The sequence below is a fragment of the Erwinia sp. genome (assembly GCF_049696395.1).
GTDB lineage: Bacteria > Pseudomonadota > Gammaproteobacteria > Enterobacterales > Enterobacteriaceae > Erwinia.
On record NZ_JBAVTT010000023.1, the window covers coordinates 1 to 15,867 of the forward strand.

General features: G+C 53.1%; 15 protein-coding genes and 1 pseudogene. 3 read left to right on the plus strand and 13 right to left on the minus strand.

Annotated features, from left to right (window positions below; translation table 11 throughout):
- Positions 1-1,306, minus strand: a pseudogene (locus WCC56_RS03165) (phosphoribosylformylglycinamidine synthase); the annotation flags it as partial.
- Between the two features lie 269 nt (positions 1,307-1,575).
- Between WCC56_RS03165 and mltF the strand changes: the two are divergent.
- On the plus strand, positions 1,576-3,033 hold the full coding sequence (gene mltF / locus WCC56_RS03170) for a membrane-bound lytic murein transglycosylase MltF (RefSeq protein WP_424690990.1): 1,458 nt from the start codon (positions 1,576-1,578) through the stop codon (positions 3,031-3,033).
- Positions 3,034-3,068: 35 nt separating this feature from the next.
- Here the strand turns inward: mltF and tadA are convergent, their stop codons facing one another.
- From tadA to murQ, 4 genes are read right to left on the minus strand one after another with little or no spacing between them, the layout of a single operon-like run.
- The gene (gene tadA / locus WCC56_RS03175) at positions 3,069-3,581 is read right to left on the minus strand and encodes a tRNA adenosine(34) deaminase TadA (RefSeq protein ID WP_424690991.1); all 513 of its coding nucleotides are present in this window, start codon (positions 3,579-3,581) and stop codon (positions 3,069-3,071) included.
- Between the two features lie 40 nt (positions 3,582-3,621).
- Complete coding sequence (yfhb, locus tag WCC56_RS03180) at positions 3,622-4,257, minus strand: phosphatidylglycerophosphatase C (RefSeq protein ID WP_424690992.1); 636 nt, start codon at positions 4,255-4,257, stop codon at positions 3,622-3,624.
- A gap of 6 nt (positions 4,258-4,263) precedes the next feature.
- Entirely contained in the window at positions 4,264-5,622 is a 1,359-nt protein-coding gene (locus tag WCC56_RS03185; protein ID WP_424690993.1) for a PTS transporter subunit EIIC, read from the minus strand.
- Between the two features lie 3 nt (positions 5,623-5,625).
- Entirely contained in the window at positions 5,626-6,525 is a 900-nt protein-coding gene (murQ, locus tag WCC56_RS03190) for an N-acetylmuramic acid 6-phosphate etherase (protein WP_424690994.1), read from the minus strand.
- 195 nt (positions 6,526-6,720) lie between these two features.
- On the opposite strand from murQ, the gene WCC56_RS03195 reads away from it, so the two are divergent.
- Positions 6,721-7,560, plus strand: coding sequence for a MurR/RpiR family transcriptional regulator (locus WCC56_RS03195; protein ID WP_013203422.1), 840 nt, complete (start codon positions 6,721-6,723; stop codon positions 7,558-7,560).
- A 57-nt stretch (positions 7,561-7,617) separates the two neighbouring features.
- Positions 7,618-7,872: a YfhL family 4Fe-4S dicluster ferredoxin gene (locus WCC56_RS03200; protein ID WP_424690995.1), complete on the plus strand. Its 255-nt coding sequence runs from the start codon at positions 7,618-7,620 to the stop codon at positions 7,870-7,872.
- A gap of 43 nt (positions 7,873-7,915) precedes the next feature.
- Here the strand turns inward: WCC56_RS03200 and acpS are convergent, their stop codons facing one another.
- The 8 genes from acpS to WCC56_RS03240 form a co-directional block, all read right to left on the minus strand.
- Positions 7,916-8,296: a holo-ACP synthase gene (gene acpS / locus WCC56_RS03205; RefSeq protein ID WP_424690996.1), complete on the minus strand. Its 381-nt coding sequence runs from the start codon at positions 8,294-8,296 to the stop codon at positions 7,916-7,918.
- Positions 8,296-9,027 carry a pyridoxine 5'-phosphate synthase gene (gene pdxJ / locus WCC56_RS03210; protein WP_424690997.1) on the minus strand — a complete coding sequence of 244 codons (732 nt, stop codon included), beginning with the start codon at positions 9,025-9,027 and terminating at the stop codon, positions 8,296-8,298. Before pdxJ ends, acpS begins: the two co-directional genes overlap by 1 nt.
- Positions 9,028-9,104: 77 nt before the next feature.
- A complete protein-coding gene (gene recO / locus WCC56_RS03215) occupies positions 9,105-9,839 on the minus strand; it encodes a DNA repair protein RecO (protein ID WP_424690998.1) in 735 nt (244 codons plus the stop codon).
- Positions 9,840-9,844: 5 nt separating this feature from the next.
- Positions 9,845-10,750 (minus strand): GTPase Era, encoded by a 906-nt coding sequence (gene era / locus WCC56_RS03220; protein ID WP_013203427.1) that lies wholly within the window; start codon positions 10,748-10,750, stop codon positions 9,845-9,847.
- Positions 10,747-11,427, minus strand: a complete 681-nt coding sequence (gene rnc / locus WCC56_RS03225; protein ID WP_424690999.1) for a ribonuclease III — start codon at positions 11,425-11,427, stop codon at positions 10,747-10,749. Before rnc ends, era begins: the two co-directional genes overlap by 4 nt.
- 136 nt (positions 11,428-11,563) lie before the next feature.
- On the minus strand, positions 11,564-12,526 hold the full coding sequence (gene lepB / locus WCC56_RS03230; RefSeq protein WP_424691000.1) for a signal peptidase I: 963 nt from the start codon (positions 12,524-12,526) through the stop codon (positions 11,564-11,566).
- Between the two features lie 25 nt (positions 12,527-12,551).
- Positions 12,552-14,351, minus strand: coding sequence for a translation elongation factor 4 (gene lepA, locus WCC56_RS03235; protein WP_424691001.1), 1,800 nt, complete (start codon positions 14,349-14,351; stop codon positions 12,552-12,554).
- A 301-nt stretch (positions 14,352-14,652) separates the two neighbouring features.
- Positions 14,653-15,783, minus strand: coding sequence for an ABC transporter substrate-binding protein (locus WCC56_RS03240; protein WP_424691002.1), 1,131 nt, complete (start codon positions 15,781-15,783; stop codon positions 14,653-14,655).
- Positions 15,784-15,867: the final 84 nt, after the last annotated feature.

Sequence of the window (15,867 nt, forward strand, 5' to 3'; positions counted from 1 at the left end):
GCTTGGCTCCGACGGTGATTTCGCCTTTCTGCACATGGTCAGCACGGATGTTACCAATACCGCCGGCCAGCATGATCGGCTTATGGTAACCACGCAGCTCCACGCCGTTATGGCTGTTGACCTGCTCTTCATAGGTACGGAAGTAGCCATTTAGCGCAGGACGACCAAATTCATTGTTGAATGCCGCGCCGCCCAGTGGGCCTTCGGTCATGATATCCAGCGCGGTGACGATGCGGTCAGGTTTGCCGAAGTCTTCTTCCCACGGCTGTTCAAAACCAGGAATACGCAGGTTAGAAACCGAGAAGCCAACCAGACCCGCTTTCGGTTTCGCGCCACGTCCGGTTGCGCCTTCATCACGGATTTCACCGCCTGAACCGGTTGCCGCGCCCGGCCAAGGAGAAATGGCCGTTGGATGGTTGTGGGTTTCAACCTTCATCAGAATGTGAGCTTCTTCCTGATGGAAGTCGTACTGCCCTTTTTCTGCATCAGCATAGAAACGACCAACCTGAGAGCCTTCCATCACCGCAGCATTGTCTTTATAAGCAGACAACACGTGGTCCGGGGTTTTCTCCATGGTGTTTTTGATCATCTTGAACAGCGATTTAGGCTGTTGCTCGCCGTCGATTATCCAGTCGGCGTTGAAGATTTTATGACGACAGTGCTCTGAGTTTGCCTGAGCAAACATATACAGCTCGATGTCGTTCGGGTTGCGCCCGAGTTTTTCGAAGGCCGCCAGCAGATAGTCGATTTCATCATCGGCCAGTGCCAGTCCCAGTTTACGGTTAGCTTTATCCAGCGCTTCACGGCCTTCACCCAGCACATCGACGCTCTGCAGCGGAGCAGGCTGGTGATGAGCAAACAGCTGTTCAGCCTGGCTCAGTTCGCTCAGGACCACTTCCATCATGCGGTCGTGCAGCAGAGCAGCCAGCAGAGACCACTGAGCTTCCGTCAACTGTGGGGCCTTCACATAGAAAGCCAGACCGCGTTCAAGGCGAAGAACCTGAGGCAGATCGCAGTTATGCGCAATGTCGGTCGCTTTAGAGGACCACGGCGAAATGGTCCCAGGACGTGGCGTGACCAGGATCAGGCGCCCTTCCGGAGAATGTTCCGCGAGAGAGGGACCGTACTTCAGCAGTCGCTGTAAACGGGCTTTTTCATCAGCAGCAAGTGGCGTGCTGACGTCAGCAAAATGGACGTACTCAGCGTAAATATCACTCACCGGCAGGTGAGCGTCCTGAAAGCGGGCCAGCAATTTAGTCATACGAAATGCCGACAGAGCGGGCGAACCACGCAGAATTTCCATCATCAAAGATCTCTCATCTTCGAAGCGCCGGGCGACGCTTCTTTGGGCGCAACAGGGAAAGCGGGCGGTATTATAGAGAATCCACGGCGGTTACGAAACCGTTTGCGCAGAATTAATCGCAGCAGGGAATTGGCTGAAATTCACACAATTCAGGTTGAATTCAGTTGCGCAGGGCCACCGAGTTGCGCAAAATGCCCCACGCTCAGGATCCATTATAGACATCAAATACTGCCGTTACAGACAGAACCTGAGAGCAATCGAGAGATAACCATTTGAAACGCCTGAAAATTAATTATCTTTTCATTGGTCTGGTTACCGTGCTGCTTGCGTTGGCACTGTGGCCATCGATCCCCTGGTATGGGGGTCAACAGGACCAGATAGAGCAGATAAAATCACGGGGAGTGTTGCGTGTCAGCACCTTAAATTCCCCGCTGACTTACTACACCATTAATAAAGCCCCGGCCGGAATGGACTATGAGTTGGCAAAACGCTTCGCCGATTATCTGGGTGTAAAGCTACAGATCACGGTCAGGCAGAACCTCAGTGACCTGTTTGACGACCTGGAAGACGACAAAGCGGACGTGCTGGCAGCAGGTTTAATTTACAGCAACGAGCGCCTGTCGCGATTTCGGACCGGTCCTACCTATTACTCTGTATCCCAGCAACTGGTTTACCGGATGGGTAAGCCACGCCCAAAAAACCTTGGTGATATCCACGGTCGCCTGACGGTCGCCTCCGATTCTGCTTACCTTTCCACCCTGCGCGGCATTAAACAGAATCAGTATCCCGATCTGGACTGGGCGATTTCTACCGATCAGAGCCCGAACACGCTGTTAGAAGCGGTGGCTGATGGCAAACTCGATTACACCGTCGGGGATTCTGTCTCTATTGCCCTGCTCCAGCGCATTCATCCGCAACTGGCCGTGGCCTTCGACATTACCGATGAAGAGCCCATCACCTGGTATATGCAGCGCGACCAGGATGACAGCCTGAATGCGGCGATGCTCGACTATTTCAATCAGATGGGCGAAGAAGGGGCGATGGCGCGGCTGGATGAGAAGTATCTTGGCCATGTAGGCACCTTCGATTACGTCGATACTCGCTCTTTCCTGCGCGCCATTGATGGCACGCTGCCGGATATCCGTCCGCTGTTTCAAAAGTATGCCAGCGAAATCGACTGGCGTTTACTGGCGGCTATCTCCTACCAGGAGTCTCACTGGAATCCTCAGGCAACCTCCCCGACAGGCGTGCGCGGCATGATGATGCTGACCCGTAATACGGCTGAAAGTCTCAATGTCAGCGATCGGACAGATCCCGAGCAAAGCATCCGTGGCGGCAGCGAATATCTGACGAGGATGATGGAAAAAGTGCCGCAGACCATTCCGGACGATGAGAAAATTTGGTTTGCACTGGCCGCTTATAACATGGGTTATGCCCATATGCTGGATGCGCGCAAGCTGACGGAGAAACAGAAAGGCAATCCGGATAGCTGGGCAGATGTGAAGCTGCGCCTGCCCATGCTCAGCCAGAAACGCTATTACAGCCAGACCAATTACGGTTACGCCCGCGGTCAGGAAGCTTATAACTACGTGGAAAATATCCGGCTTTATCAGATAAGCCTGGTGGGGTATCTGCAGGATCAGGAGCGTAAGCTGGCGCAGCAGGCTGCTTATGAAGCGGAGATGGGTGAAGGCTATCCGGCTGTAGCGCCTAAAATTGCCCTGAACTAAAAAATATTAAAGGGCGAAACTCGCCCCTTATAACGTTATTCGTCTTCTGCCGCCTGCTGACGTTGCTGGTTTCGCAACGCCTTCTTTTCTGCACGGCGGTGGCGGAAGAAATCACTCAGCATGCCCGCGCACTCTTCTGCCAGCACACCTTCTTCAACCTTAATCTGATGGTTCATTCCAGGGTGCCCCAGCACGTCCAGCAGCGATCCTGCAGCACCAGTCTTCTCATCCCTTGCGCCAAACACCAGCTTGCCGATGCGGCCATGAACCATCGCCCCGGCGCACATGACGCAAGGCTCCAGCGTAACGTACAAGGTCGTGTCCAGCAGCCGATAGTTTTCCAGCTCTTTTCCTCCCTGGCGCAGCGCCATGATCTCCGCATGGGCTGTAGGATCATGGTGGCCTATTGGGCGGTTCCAGCCTTCGCCTATCACTTTATCGCCTTGCACCAGCACCGCGCCGACCGGCACTTCACCCTCTTCCCAGGCACGACGAGCCAGCATCAGAGCATGGCGCATCCAGAATTCATCGCTTACTTTGTCGCTCACCTGAGTCTCCAGCTAAAAAACGCGGCACAGTATACCTGTTTTACTCAAGCTGTTGCAGTTCGCCCTGCGGCGTGACGCGCCAGCGATGCTGGCAGAAGAACAGCAGCGGGTTATCCTGCTTACTGTCGCTGTAACCGCTATAAAGCTGCAAAGGCGTGCCAATTTTCTCTTCCAGACGGGCGACCTTTTCATGCCCCAGACAGCGCATTGCCAGCACTCGCCCACCGAAACCGCGAGTCATCTGACTGGCAATCAGCTTTACCTTCGGCAAAAACGCCGAGTCGAAATAGACCTGCTCGACTAACCGCTGGGGGGAACCAGTGATTAACCAGACATCCGCATCCGAGCTGTTCAGATAGTCGGTAAGCCGTTGCTGAACCACCGGGAAAGCCGTAACACGCTGGCGGAACCAGTGAGCAAAGGCATTTTCCTTTGCCGTGAGACTTTCCTCGCTGTGGCCAAAAGTAATGGACCACAGCAGCAAACTCATCGGCCAGCGGGCAGCACGCCCCTTAATCAGTAAACCGGCGCCAATCACCGGCAGTAACGGCACCACCAATAGCAGGTTCAACGGCTGACGCTTCAGTAAATAGCGCATAAAAGTGCCGAACATATCCTGCTGATGCAGCGTGCCGTCTAAATCAAAAAACACCACGCGTCGTTCCTGACCAGTCATCAAACCTTACTCCTCAGGATCTTCAAATCCCATAAACCAGGCAAAAATAAATCCGCAGACCACGGCGGTCAACACCCCTGCGAGATAGAGCATTACCTTACCAGAGATGATAGTGAGCGCCAGTGGCAGACCAGAAATACCGAAGGTAATGACCGTCGCTACTTTGGCATAGCTGATGACTGCCCCGCCAACTGCACCGCCAAGACAGGCTGCAATAAAGGGTTTGCCTAAAGGCAGCGTAACACCAAATATCAGCGGTTCGCCAATCCCCAGGATCCCAACGGGAAGCGCTCCTTTTACCAGCTTCTTCAATCGCGCATTGCGGGTTTTCAACAATACCGCCAGTGAAGCGCCAACCTGGCCCATACCGCCCATCGCCAGAATCGGTAACAGCGCGTTATAACCATGTGCCTGAACCAGCTCAACATGAATGGGCACCATTCCCTGATGCAAGCCGGTTAACACCAGCGGCAGGAAAGTCCCCGCCAGCACTGCGCCAACCAGAATTCCCCCGCGATCGATAGCCAGTGTCGCCCCGTGTGCAATCACATCAGAGATGACGCCGCCCAGCGGTTGCAAGGCCACTATCGCCAGCGTGGCAGTTATAAGTGTAGTCAGAAGCGGGTTGAGGATCAGCTCTACCGCCTCCGGCAACCCCTGTCGCAGCTTTTTCTCAATCCAGCACATCAGCACCACCACCAGCAGCACGGCGATAACCCCGCCACGGCCAGGCTGCAGATTTTCACCAAACAGCGTAATTTGAGCCAGCGCCGGACTGGAAAGGATCCCTGCCATCACGCCACCGAGGGCGATGGATCCGCCAAAGACTCGCGCTGTGTTCACGCCCACCAGAATGTTCATGATGGTGAAAATAGTACTGCCGAAGATGGCTGCCAGACCTAACAGGTTGGGATACTGAGTGGCAAAATCCCCAACAATATCCGGGCGCTTGAGAATATTGATGATCCCGGTGATCAAACCGGAAGCGATGAAAGCGGGGATGAGAGGAATAAAAACGTTGGCCAGCTGACGGAGTGCATCGCTCATTGGCGCTTTATACTTCTGCTTCGCCTGAACTTTGTTCTGGCTGATAGCCTGCTCATCAGAAGGGGCGGACGCTAAAGGAGTGCGCATTGCCTCTACTACTTTAGCCGCCGCACCCGGCCCGACGATGAACTGGTGCTGACTTCCCTGCTTCACGTACCCCTTCACGCCCTCTAACTGGCGGAGTTGAGTCAGATCCAGACGATCTTCGTCGTTCACTTCAATACGTACCCTTGTCATGCAATTTTCTAACCGGGAGATATTCTCCTCCCCGCCAATCCCTTGCAGAAGGTTGCCTGCCAGTTTCATCGCCTTTTCCATAGCCTATCCTCTGTCCTGAAGCGCTGCGCGCAGGAATCCTTTATGTTTCATTAACAAACTTTTGGCTTCATCAGCCGCCACGCCACTCAATACCATCAGAATGGCGGTTTTTACCTCAAACTGGGTCTGTTTCAGCGCCGCCTCGGCCTCTTCTGCAGAGCATCCAGTTGCCTGGCAAACCATACGGCAGGCACGATCGACCAGTTTGATATTGGTCGCCTGCATATCCACCATCAGGTTCTGGTAAACCTTGCCAATACGTACCATTGCGCCGGTTGAAATCATGTTCAGCACCAGCTTCTGAGCCGTCCCCGATTTCAGCCGGGTTGACCCCGTCAGAGCTTCCGGGCCAACCACCGGCGAAATAGCAATTTCTGCTTCACGGGCGATGGGTGAGCCAGGATTACAAGAGATGGCCGCAGTGTGGCACCCAAGCTGACGTGCATAACGCAATGCACCGATAACATAAGGTGTGCGGCCTGATGCAGCAATCCCTACCACCATATCTTCGGGCTTCAGATCCAGAGCCTGCAGATCGCTGATCCCCAGTTGCTCATTATCTTCAGCGCCTTCAACCGCTTTGAGTAATGCGCCGGGTCCGCCAGCAATCAGTCCAACCACCAGACCGTGAGGAACGCCGAAGGTTGGCGGACATTCAGAAGCATCTAACACGCCCAAACGCCCGCTAGTGCCAGCCCCCAGATAAATGAGCCTGCCACCAGCTGACAATGATGCTGCCGCTGCATCAACGGCTTTGGCTACTTCAGGCAAAGTAAGCCGGACGGCTTCGGCGACCGTAGCATCCTGTTGATTGAATTTTGTGACCATCTCCAGCGTGGACAAGTTGTCCAAATCCATCGTCTCTGCGTTACGCGTTTCTGAAACCAGTGCGCCAAGATCCATGTATCCTCACTTATGAATTTTTAATTCTCAAACAATCACTAAATTGCGAATATTATATTCACTTCAAAACACAATTTACCTAATTTTAATCATGGATTGTGATAAAAGTGCCGATAAACTTACCGCATATCGTACAGCAAGCTATTATCTGTCCATATAATTCAAGCTGTTGGCATTTTATTTAGAGGTAGACCGATGAGTTCCCTGCTGCGTATTCGCCAGTTGTACCCGTCACTGGCAATGAACGAAAGGCGACTGGCCGATTTTCTGCTGTCGCAGCCGGACCGCGCACGTCATCTTAGCTCGCAAAAACTGGCTGAGGAGTCTGGTGTCAGCCAGTCCAGCGTGGTGAAGTTTGCCCAGAAGCTGGGATACAAAGGTTTCCCCGCCCTGAAGCTGGCACTGAGCGAATCGCTGGCGGATAAAGACGCTATCACGGTACACAATTTGATCCTGAGTGACGACCCGCTCAAACTGGTTGGCGAAAAGTTGCTAACCGAGAAGCAGTCTGCCATTCGCGCCACGCTGGATATCAACAGTGAGGAGATGCTGCTGGAGACGCTGCGGCTGATCCGCAGCGCTAACCGCATTGTTTTGGTAGGAATTGGGGCTTCTGGCCTGGTGGCGAAGGACTTCTCCTGGAAGCTGATGAAGATAGGCATCAACGCGGTAGCTGAGCAGGACATGCATGCCTTACTGGCCAGCGTACAGGCGCTGAATCCTGGCGACTTGCTGTTAGCCATCTCTTATACCGGCGAACGGCGCGAGATTAACCTGGCCGCACAGGAAGCCCAGCGGGCCGGTGCAAATGTGCTCGCCTTCACGGGCTTCACGCCGAATACCCTGCAGCAGTGTGCCACTCATTGCCTGTATACCGTGGCAGAAGAGCAAACTACCCGCAGTGCCGCCATCTCTTCAACGACGGCGCAGCTGACACTGACCGACCTGCTGTTTATGGCGCTGGTTCAGCGCGATCCGGAAAGGGCCTCCAGCCATATTCGCCACAGCGAGGCTTTGGTGAAAAAGCTGGTCTGATGAGATTAGCGGCGTATAATACCCGCGCACTTTATCCTGTTACTGATTGAGAGACCTATGGCGCTGCTTATCACAAAGAAATGCATTAACTGTGACATGTGCGAGCCAGAGTGCCCCAATCAGGCCATTTCAATGGGCGACAGCCTGTATGAAATTGACGCCGATCGCTGCACCGAGTGCGTCGGCCACTATGAGACGCCCACCTGCCAACAGGTTTGCCCTATCGTGAATACCATCATTACCGATCCCGCGCATATCGAGAGCAATGACCTGCTGTGGGAGAAATTTGTGGTGTTGCATCATGGGGGATAAAAGAAGAAACCGGGCAATTGCCTGCTTACCCGGTTTCTGAAGATCAGTTTTCGATAATGACCGTAGCGCAGGCATAGTGCCTTTCGTCAGCCAGCGTGACATGCACATGCGCCACGCCAAGCTTTATAGCCACTTCCTGCGCCTGCAGGAAGAAACGCAGCCCAGGCTTACCTAATTCGTCGTTGTACACTTCAAACTGGTTAAAGGCCAGTCCACCACGGATACCGGTGCCAAACGCCTTTGCTGCCGCCTCTTTCACCGCAAACCGCTTGGCAAGAAAACGCACCGGCTGCTGATGAGCCTGGTATTGCGCCCACTCATTGTCACTCAGCACGCGCTTTGCCAGTCGGTCGCCGGAACGGGAAATCACCCCTTCAATGCGGGAGATTTCCACGATATCGGTGCCGAGGCCCAGAATAGCCATTAGCGACGCGCTTCCCGCATCAGCTCTTTCATCTCTTTCACCGCATCAGCCAAACCACTCATCACCGCACGACCGATAATCGCATGGCCAATGTTCAGTTCATGCATCTGTGGCAGCGCCGCAATAGGCTGAACGTTGTGGTAAGTCAGCCCGTGACCAGCATTCACCTTCAAACCTTTGCCAGCAGCATAGGCAGCGGCATCTTTGATGCGGATAAATTCAGCGTGACGCTCGCGCCCTTCTTCGGCTTCAGCATAGGCACCGGTATGAATTTCAATATAAGGCGCGCCTGAAGCCATAGCCGCGTCAATCTGACGATGATCGGCATCGATAAACAGCGAGACCAGGATCCCAGCTTCCGTCAGTCTCGTCACCGCGTAAGTGATTTTCTCCAACTGACCGGCTACATCCAGGCCACCTTCAGTGGTCACTTCTTCACGCTTCTCTGGCACCAGGCAACAGAAATGCGGTTTAATTTCGCAGGCGATATCGACCATTTCGTCGGTCACAGCCATTTCCAGATTCATACGGGTCTGAATGGTCTGGCGCAGGATGCGAACATCGCGGTCGGTAATATGACGTCGATCTTCACGCAGGTGCACAGTAATGCCATCGGCTCCTGCCTGCTCTGAGACAAACGCTGCCTGAACAGGATCGGGATAGTTTGTGCCACGCGCATTACGCACGGTTGCAACGTGATCGATATTAACGCCTAACAATAACTCAGCCATGACAATCCTCGGAATTTTTGCAATGAGTGAAGGCAGTGTACAACGTTCACCACGCTGACCGGAACGGTCTGGTGGCTTTACTCTTCGTCCGGGAGCACGGCAGCCCGTTTTTTCGGCACAAACTGACGAAACAGCTCCTGGCTTTTGAGGGGCTTGCCGCCAAGATAGGGCTTCAGCGCGATGCGTGTGAAACGCTTCGCCGCCCGCAATGTGTCGATATCAGGGAACGTGCGCTCTTCCAGTGCGCGTAACTGCCGCCCGGTAAAAGTGTGATTTCCCATCACCAGACTGGCGATAAATCCTTTCTCTGCTCTGTAGGTATAGGTCATGCCGTCAGCCACTTCTTCGCCACTTCCGGCGCAGTGCAGAAAGTCGACGCCATAGCCAAGATGGCCCAACATCGCCAGTTCAAAGCGCCTTAGGGCCGGTTCTGGTGAGCCCGTGACCGCAGCCAGTGCCTGAAGGCAATACAGATAATCAAAGAAGAGTTCGGTAAAGGCGGTTTCCTGTTCCAGCACACGTGAAAGCAGCTCATTCACATAAAGGCCGCAATAAAGTGTCAGACCAGAAAGGGGAAGTGCAAGGGAGATGGGCTCAGCGCCACGAAGCGTTTTAACTTCGCCGCGCCCGCCCCAACGAACCAGCAAGGGAGTGAAAGGTTGTAAAGCGCCTTTCAGGCTGGAGCGTTTGCCTCGGGCGCCTTTGGCAAGCACCCGAATACGACCATAATTCTCAGAAAACAGATCGAGCAGAAGACTGGTTTCGCTGTAAGGACGTCCATGCAGGACGAATGCGCGCTGCCAGCCTTCCATTGGGATCAAAGGTCGTCGGTGTAGCCCAGGCTACGAAGAGCACGCTCATCATCCGCCCAGCCTGACTTCACTTTCACCCACAGTTCAAGATGCACTTTTTGCTCGAACATCTCTTCCATGTCTTTACGCGCTTCGATACCGATGGTTTTGATTTTGGTGCCTTTATTACCAATAACCATCTTCTTCTGGCCTTCACGCTCAACCAGAATCAGACCATTGATGTCGTAACCGCCGCGAGCGTTAGTGACAAACTGCTCAATCTCAACGGTGACCGAGTAAGGCAGTTCAGCACCCAGGAAACGCATCAGTTTTTCACGGATGATTTCGGAGGCCATAAAGCGCTGTGAGCGGTCTGTAACGTAATCTTCCGGGAAATGGTGAACCGCTTCCGGCAGGCGTTTACGCACAATGCTGGCAATGGTATCGACATTCTTGCCGCTTTCGGCAGAGATTGGCACCACGTCCATAAAGTCCATCTGCTGGCTGAGGAACTGCATATGAGGCAGCAGAATACTTTTGTCAGTGATGTTATCAACTTTGTTGATCGCCAGAAGAACCGGGACACGGTTGTCTCTCAGCTTGTTGACCACCATCTCGTCATCCGCTGTCCAGCGAGTGCCTTCTACCACAAAGATCACCAGCTCAACATCGCCGATGGAGCTGCTGGCTGCACGGTTCATCAGACGGTTGATCGCCCGCTTCTCTTCCATATGCAGGCCTGGGGTATCCACATAGATAGCCTGGTAAGGCCCTTCAGTATGGATGCCCATAATACGGTGGCGCGTGGTCTGTGGCTTGCGCGAGGTGATCGAGATTTTCTGCCCCAGTAACTGGTTCAGTAAGGTGGATTTCCCGACGTTTGGACGGCCTACGATAGCAATAAAGCCGCAATGGGTAGTTTCTTCGTTCATTCAAGTCCTAGCTTAATCAGCGCCTGTTCGGCGGCTGCCTGCTCGGCTTTGCGACGGCTGGAGCCGGTTCCTACAACCGGATCTGCCATGCCGCTAACCTGGCAGTGAATAGTAAATTCCTGGTCATGCGCTTCGCCACGCACCTGCACCACCAGATAGGAGGGCAGCGGCAGATGACGACCCTGCAGATATTCCTGCAGACGCGTTTTTGGATCTTTCTGTTTGTCGCCTGGGCTGATTTGCTCCAGACGGCTGGCATACCATTCGAGGATCAGTTTTTCAACGTTCTGAATATCGCTGTCCAGGAACACGCCACCAATCAGCGCTTCGACGGTATCGGCAAGGATCGATTCACGGCGATAACCGCCGCTTTTCAACTCGCCAGGCCCAAGACGCAGGCATTCGCCCAAATCAAATTCACGGGCCATCTCTGCCAGCGTATTACCTCGCACCAATGTCGCACGCATGCGGCTCATATCACCTTCGTCCACACGCGGAAAACGTTGATAGAGTGCATTGGCAATCACATAGCTGAGGATTGAGTCGCCCAGAAATTCCAGTCTTTCGTTATGTTTGCTGCTGGCACTGCGGTGAGTAAGCGCCTGCTGCAACAATTCCTGATGAGTAAAAGTGTAGCCCAACTTACGCTGGAGCCTGGTTATTACAATGGGGTTCATGTGTTACCAATATCTGAATGCGTCAATAATTCTGCACACGGAACAGGGCTGGCCAGGCCAACACGAAACTGTTTCGTGTGCAGTGGCTGCCCCGTAGGGCAACCATCCGTTAAACTGAAGATGTCTACAGACAAACTCAGTGAATACCGCCGATGCGGCTAAGGCGAACGCCAGTTGGCCATTGCCCTTCCTGCTTGTCAAAGCTCATCCAGATGGCTGTCGCTTTGCCCACCAGGTTCTTCTCCGGTACGAAGCCCCAATAACGGCTGTCTGCGCTGTTATCACGGTTGTCGCCCATCATGAAGTACATGCCCTGAGGCACCACCCAGCTTGACTGAGGCTGACCAGGCTGCTGGTAATACGAGCTAGCCTGGCTTTGTGCCTGAGTCACCAGCAGAATGCGGTGCGTTACGTCACCCAGCGTTTCATTGCGGGTTGCCAGACGAAGGCCACCCTGCATAGATTCACCCTGTGGTTTCTCGTAGAAGCCGTTACCGACTTCGTTACCATCAAACCCGCTGAAGGTCTGAATAAAATCGCTTGGCTGCACATCGGAATAGGTCACCGCTACCGCTTTGTCACAGCTCTGTTGGGCACAAGCTGGATTGATACTCACGGTTTTGCTCTGCGGATCGTAAACTACGTGGTCACCCGGTAAGCCGACTACACGCTTGATGTAATCCATGCTCGGATCTTTCGGATATTTAAAGACCGCGATATCACCACGCTTAGGATGCCCGGTTGGGATCAGCGTGGTCTGAGTGATCGGATCTTTAATCCCGTAAGCAAACTTTTCGACCAGGATGAAGTCCCCGATCAACAGCGTTGGCATCATGGAACCGGACGGAATCTGGAAAGGTTCGTAGATAAACGAACGCACCACAAACACCAGCAACAGAACCGGGAAAACAGAGGCGGCTGTTTCTACCCAGCCTGGCTGTTTAGTGGCTTTATCCTGCTCCCCTGTGCTGCCTGCAAGAGCAGCAGCTTCAGCCAATTTGGCCTTGCGGGCTGGTGCCCACTTGAATTTATCAATGCACCAGATAATCCCGGTGATCAAGGTCGCTATCGCCAAAATCAGGGCGAACATATTAGCCATTCCAGTTCCCTCGTAGCCTTAGGGCTTATTTACTTTCTTTACCAACATGGAGTATGGCAAGGAACGCTTCCTGTGGCAGCTCAACGTTACCTACCTGCTTCATACGTTTCTTACCGTCTTTCTGTTTCTGCAACAGTTTCTTCTTACGGCTGACGTCACCGCCGTAGCATTTTGCCAGGACGTTTTTGCGCAGCTGTTTAACGGTAGAACGGGCAATGATGTGCGTGCCAATCGCGGCCTGAATCGCTATATCAAACTGCTGACGAGGGATCAGCTCACGCATCTTCTCAACCAGATCGCGACCACGGTAAGGGGCGTTCTCACGGTGAGTGATCAGCGCCAGCGCATCTACACGCTCGGAGTTGATCAGCACGTCTACACGGACCATGTCAGAGGTCTGGAAGCGTTTGAAGTTGTAATCCAGCGAGGCATAACCGCGCGAGGTCGACTTCAGACGGTCGAAGAAATCAAGAACCACTTCGGCCATCGGGATTTCGTAAGTCAGCGCAACCTGATTACCGTGGTAAACCATGTTGGTCTGCATGCCGCGTTTCTCGATGCACAGCGTAATCACGTTACCCAGGAATTCCTGTGGCAACAGCATATGACACTCGGCAATGGGCTCACGCAGCTCTTCGATATTGTTCAGCGGTGGCAATTTACCTGGGCTGTCCACGTAGACGGTTTCGCCGGTGGTGGTGATCACTTCGTAAACTACGGTCGGCGCAGTAGTAATCAGCTCAAGATCGTATTCACGCTCAAGACGTTCCTGAATGATCTCCATGTGCAGCAGACCCAGGAAGCCGCAGCGGAAGCCGAAGCCCAGCGCAGTGGAGCTTTCTGGCTCATAGAACAGAGAGGCATCGTTCAGGCTCAGTTTACCCAGCGCATCACGGAAGGCTTCGTAATCGTCAGAGCTGATCGGGAACAGACCGGCATAAACCTGAGGCTTCACTTTCTTAAAGCCTGGCAGCGCTTTGTCCGCCGGGTTACGAGCAAGAGTTAGCGTATCGCCCACTGGTGCGCCGAGAATATCTTTAATGGCGCAAACCAACCAGCCAACTTCCCCGCAGTTCAGGGCATCACGATCTACACGCTTCGGCGTGAAGATACCCAGGCGGTCCGCGTTGTAAGTCTGGCCGGTACTCATGACTTTGACTTTTTCGCCTTTGCGCAGCGTCCCGTTTTTCACACGGATCAAAGAAACTACGCCAAGGTAGTTATCGAACCATGAGTCGATGATAAGGGCCTGCAGCGGGCCATCCGGATCGCCTTCTGGCGGTGGGATGTCACGGACTAAACGCTCCAGCACATCAGGAACGCCGACGCCAGTTTTCGCTGAGCAGCGCACCGCATCAGTGGCATCAATGCCAACGATGTCTTCAATTTCCTGGGCAACACGATCCGGATCTGCCGCTGGCAGATCGATCTTGTTCAGCACCGGTACTACTTCCAGATCCATTTCCATCGCGGTGTAGCAGTTTGCCAGCGTCTGGGCTTCAACACCCTGACCAGCATCTACCACCAGCAATGCACCTTCACAAGCCGCCAGCGAGCGGGAAACTTCATAGGAGAAGTCCACATGGCCTGGGGTGTCGATAAAATTGAGCTGGTAAGTTTCACCGTCCGGCGCGTGGTACGCGAGGGTTACGCTTTGCGCCTTGATGGTAATACCGCGTTCACGCTCCAGATCCATGGAATCCAAAACCTGCGCGGCCATTTCACGTTCGGTCAGGCCACCGCAAATTTGAATCAAACGGTCAGAGAGCGTTGATTTGCCGTGGTCGATATGAGCGATGACAGAAAAGTTTCTTATATGCTTCATTTATATGAATATTTTCGCTTAAACGTTCGGTTTAATTCTCGCGGTGGACACAGCTTTTAACACTTCATGCAATGTACCCGCCATCAATGAGCACGTATCTTACACTGTTAGCCCCTTGCACGAAAGAATTCACATACATAGCCGGGAATCAAATTCGCAACTGGAGGTGTCATTTTAAAGACAAAATGTCTCAAGGGCGCCGGTCGAGGTAGGCTAAATAAAACGCAACACTGTCATGATCTAAAAAAGGCCGCTTTGGCGGCCTGACTAAAATTAATGCTCTGAATAATGCTGCTGCCCGTTACTTGTTAGCAGGTAAGGTAACCCAATAACCAGGCTGATAGTCCAGCGGTAAGAAGCGTTTGTGGAACTCGCGGAAGGTCGCATCAGGATCGATATCTTTGAACAAATCCGGGTGAAGCCATTTGGCCATAGCCTGAATCGCCACAAAGTTATAAGGACTGTCGTAGAACTGATGCCAGATAGCATGGGCATTGCCATTGGTGGCGACCGGCAGCGTCCTGAAGGCAGGACGTTCCATCAACGCCTGGAGACGCTTAATGGCTTCCTTCTGGTCGGCTCCTGGTCCAACACCCACCCAGCCGTTCGCCGTGTTGTAGTTTTTCCAGTTAGCGCCGGTGACAATCACCACATCAGGGTTTGAACTGATGATCTGTTCCGGGTTAAGCATGCCAAAGGTTCCAGGGATCAGCCCTTTGGCAATATTACGCCCCCCGGCGACTTCCACCATCCTCCCGAAGTTTTCATCCCCAAAAGACATACAGCACTCTTCGGTATAGCCACCAGCGCGATCCAGCATCACAGAAGGACGTTTTCCCTGATAGTTTTTCAGACGTTCGGTAACGATCTCCACCTGTTGACGGCGGAAAGCGATGATTTCATCTGCTCTTTCCGGTTTGCCAACCAGCTGCCCCATGATCTGAATGCTTTTCTCTGCATTTTCAAAAGGCTTTTCGCGGAAATCGATAAAAACCACCGGGATGCCCAGTTTGCTCAGTTTATCAATCAGATGACCTTCATCCGTGGCCGCTTTGGATTCGAGGTTCATCAATACCAGGTCAGGTTTTAGCGTCAGTGCTTGCTCAACGTTAAACGTGCCGTCTTTTGCACCGCCAAAGGTGGGCAGATTTTTAATCTGTGGATATTTCTTTTCATAATTCTGATAGCTGTCGAAATCGGCCTTAGGCAAATCGTCACGCCAGCCCACTACACGTTGAAATGGCGCTTCAGTATCAAACGCAGCCAGCAGAAAAATCTGCCGCCCTTCCCCAAGGATCACCCTTTTAACCGGTGATTTTATCTCAACTTTTCGACCACTGACATCTTCCACCACGAAGGGTGCGGCCAGTGAAGCTACGGAAAATAACAGACCACCAGCAAGGACACAGAACTTAGCCAGACGATGTTGCATGACATACCCCAGAAGAAGTAATGATAATCATTATCATCAAAGAGCGTGCATGCTACGATGCCGGTAAAATTAAAACAATATGTG

Coding starts and splice junctions, on each gene's coding strand:
- yfhb (WP_424690992.1), bottom strand. CDS start 4,257: ATGACTGGTCAGGAACGACGCGTGGTGTTTTTTGATTTAGACGGCACG.
- WCC56_RS03185 (WP_424690993.1), bottom strand. CDS start 5,622: ATGGAAAAGGCGATGAAACTGGCAGGCAACCTTCTGCAAGGGATTGGC.
- murQ (WP_424690994.1), bottom strand. CDS start 6,525: ATGGATCTTGGCGCACTGGTTTCAGAAACGCGTAACGCAGAGACGATG.
- WCC56_RS03195 (WP_013203422.1), top strand. CDS start 6,721: ATGAGTTCCCTGCTGCGTATTCGCCAGTTGTACCCGTCACTGGCAATG.
- WCC56_RS03200 (WP_424690995.1), top strand. CDS start 7,618: ATGGCGCTGCTTATCACAAAGAAATGCATTAACTGTGACATGTGCGAG.
- acpS (WP_424690996.1), bottom strand. CDS start 8,296: ATGGCTATTCTGGGCCTCGGCACCGATATCGTGGAAATCTCCCGCATT.
- pdxJ (WP_424690997.1), bottom strand. CDS start 9,027: ATGGCTGAGTTATTGTTAGGCGTTAATATCGATCACGTTGCAACCGTG.
- recO (WP_424690998.1), bottom strand. CDS start 9,839: ATGGAAGGCTGGCAGCGCGCATTCGTCCTGCATGGACGTCCTTACAGC.
- era (WP_013203427.1), bottom strand. CDS start 10,750: ATGAACGAAGAAACTACCCATTGCGGCTTTATTGCTATCGTAGGCCGT.
- rnc (WP_424690999.1), bottom strand. CDS start 11,427: ATGAACCCCATTGTAATAACCAGGCTCCAGCGTAAGTTGGGCTACACT.
- lepB (WP_424691000.1), bottom strand. CDS start 12,526: ATGGCTAATATGTTCGCCCTGATTTTGGCGATAGCGACCTTGATCACC.
- lepA (WP_424691001.1), bottom strand. CDS start 14,351: ATGAAGCATATAAGAAACTTTTCTGTCATCGCTCATATCGACCACGGC.
- WCC56_RS03240 (WP_424691002.1), bottom strand. CDS start 15,783: ATGCAACATCGTCTGGCTAAGTTCTGTGTCCTTGCTGGTGGTCTGTTA.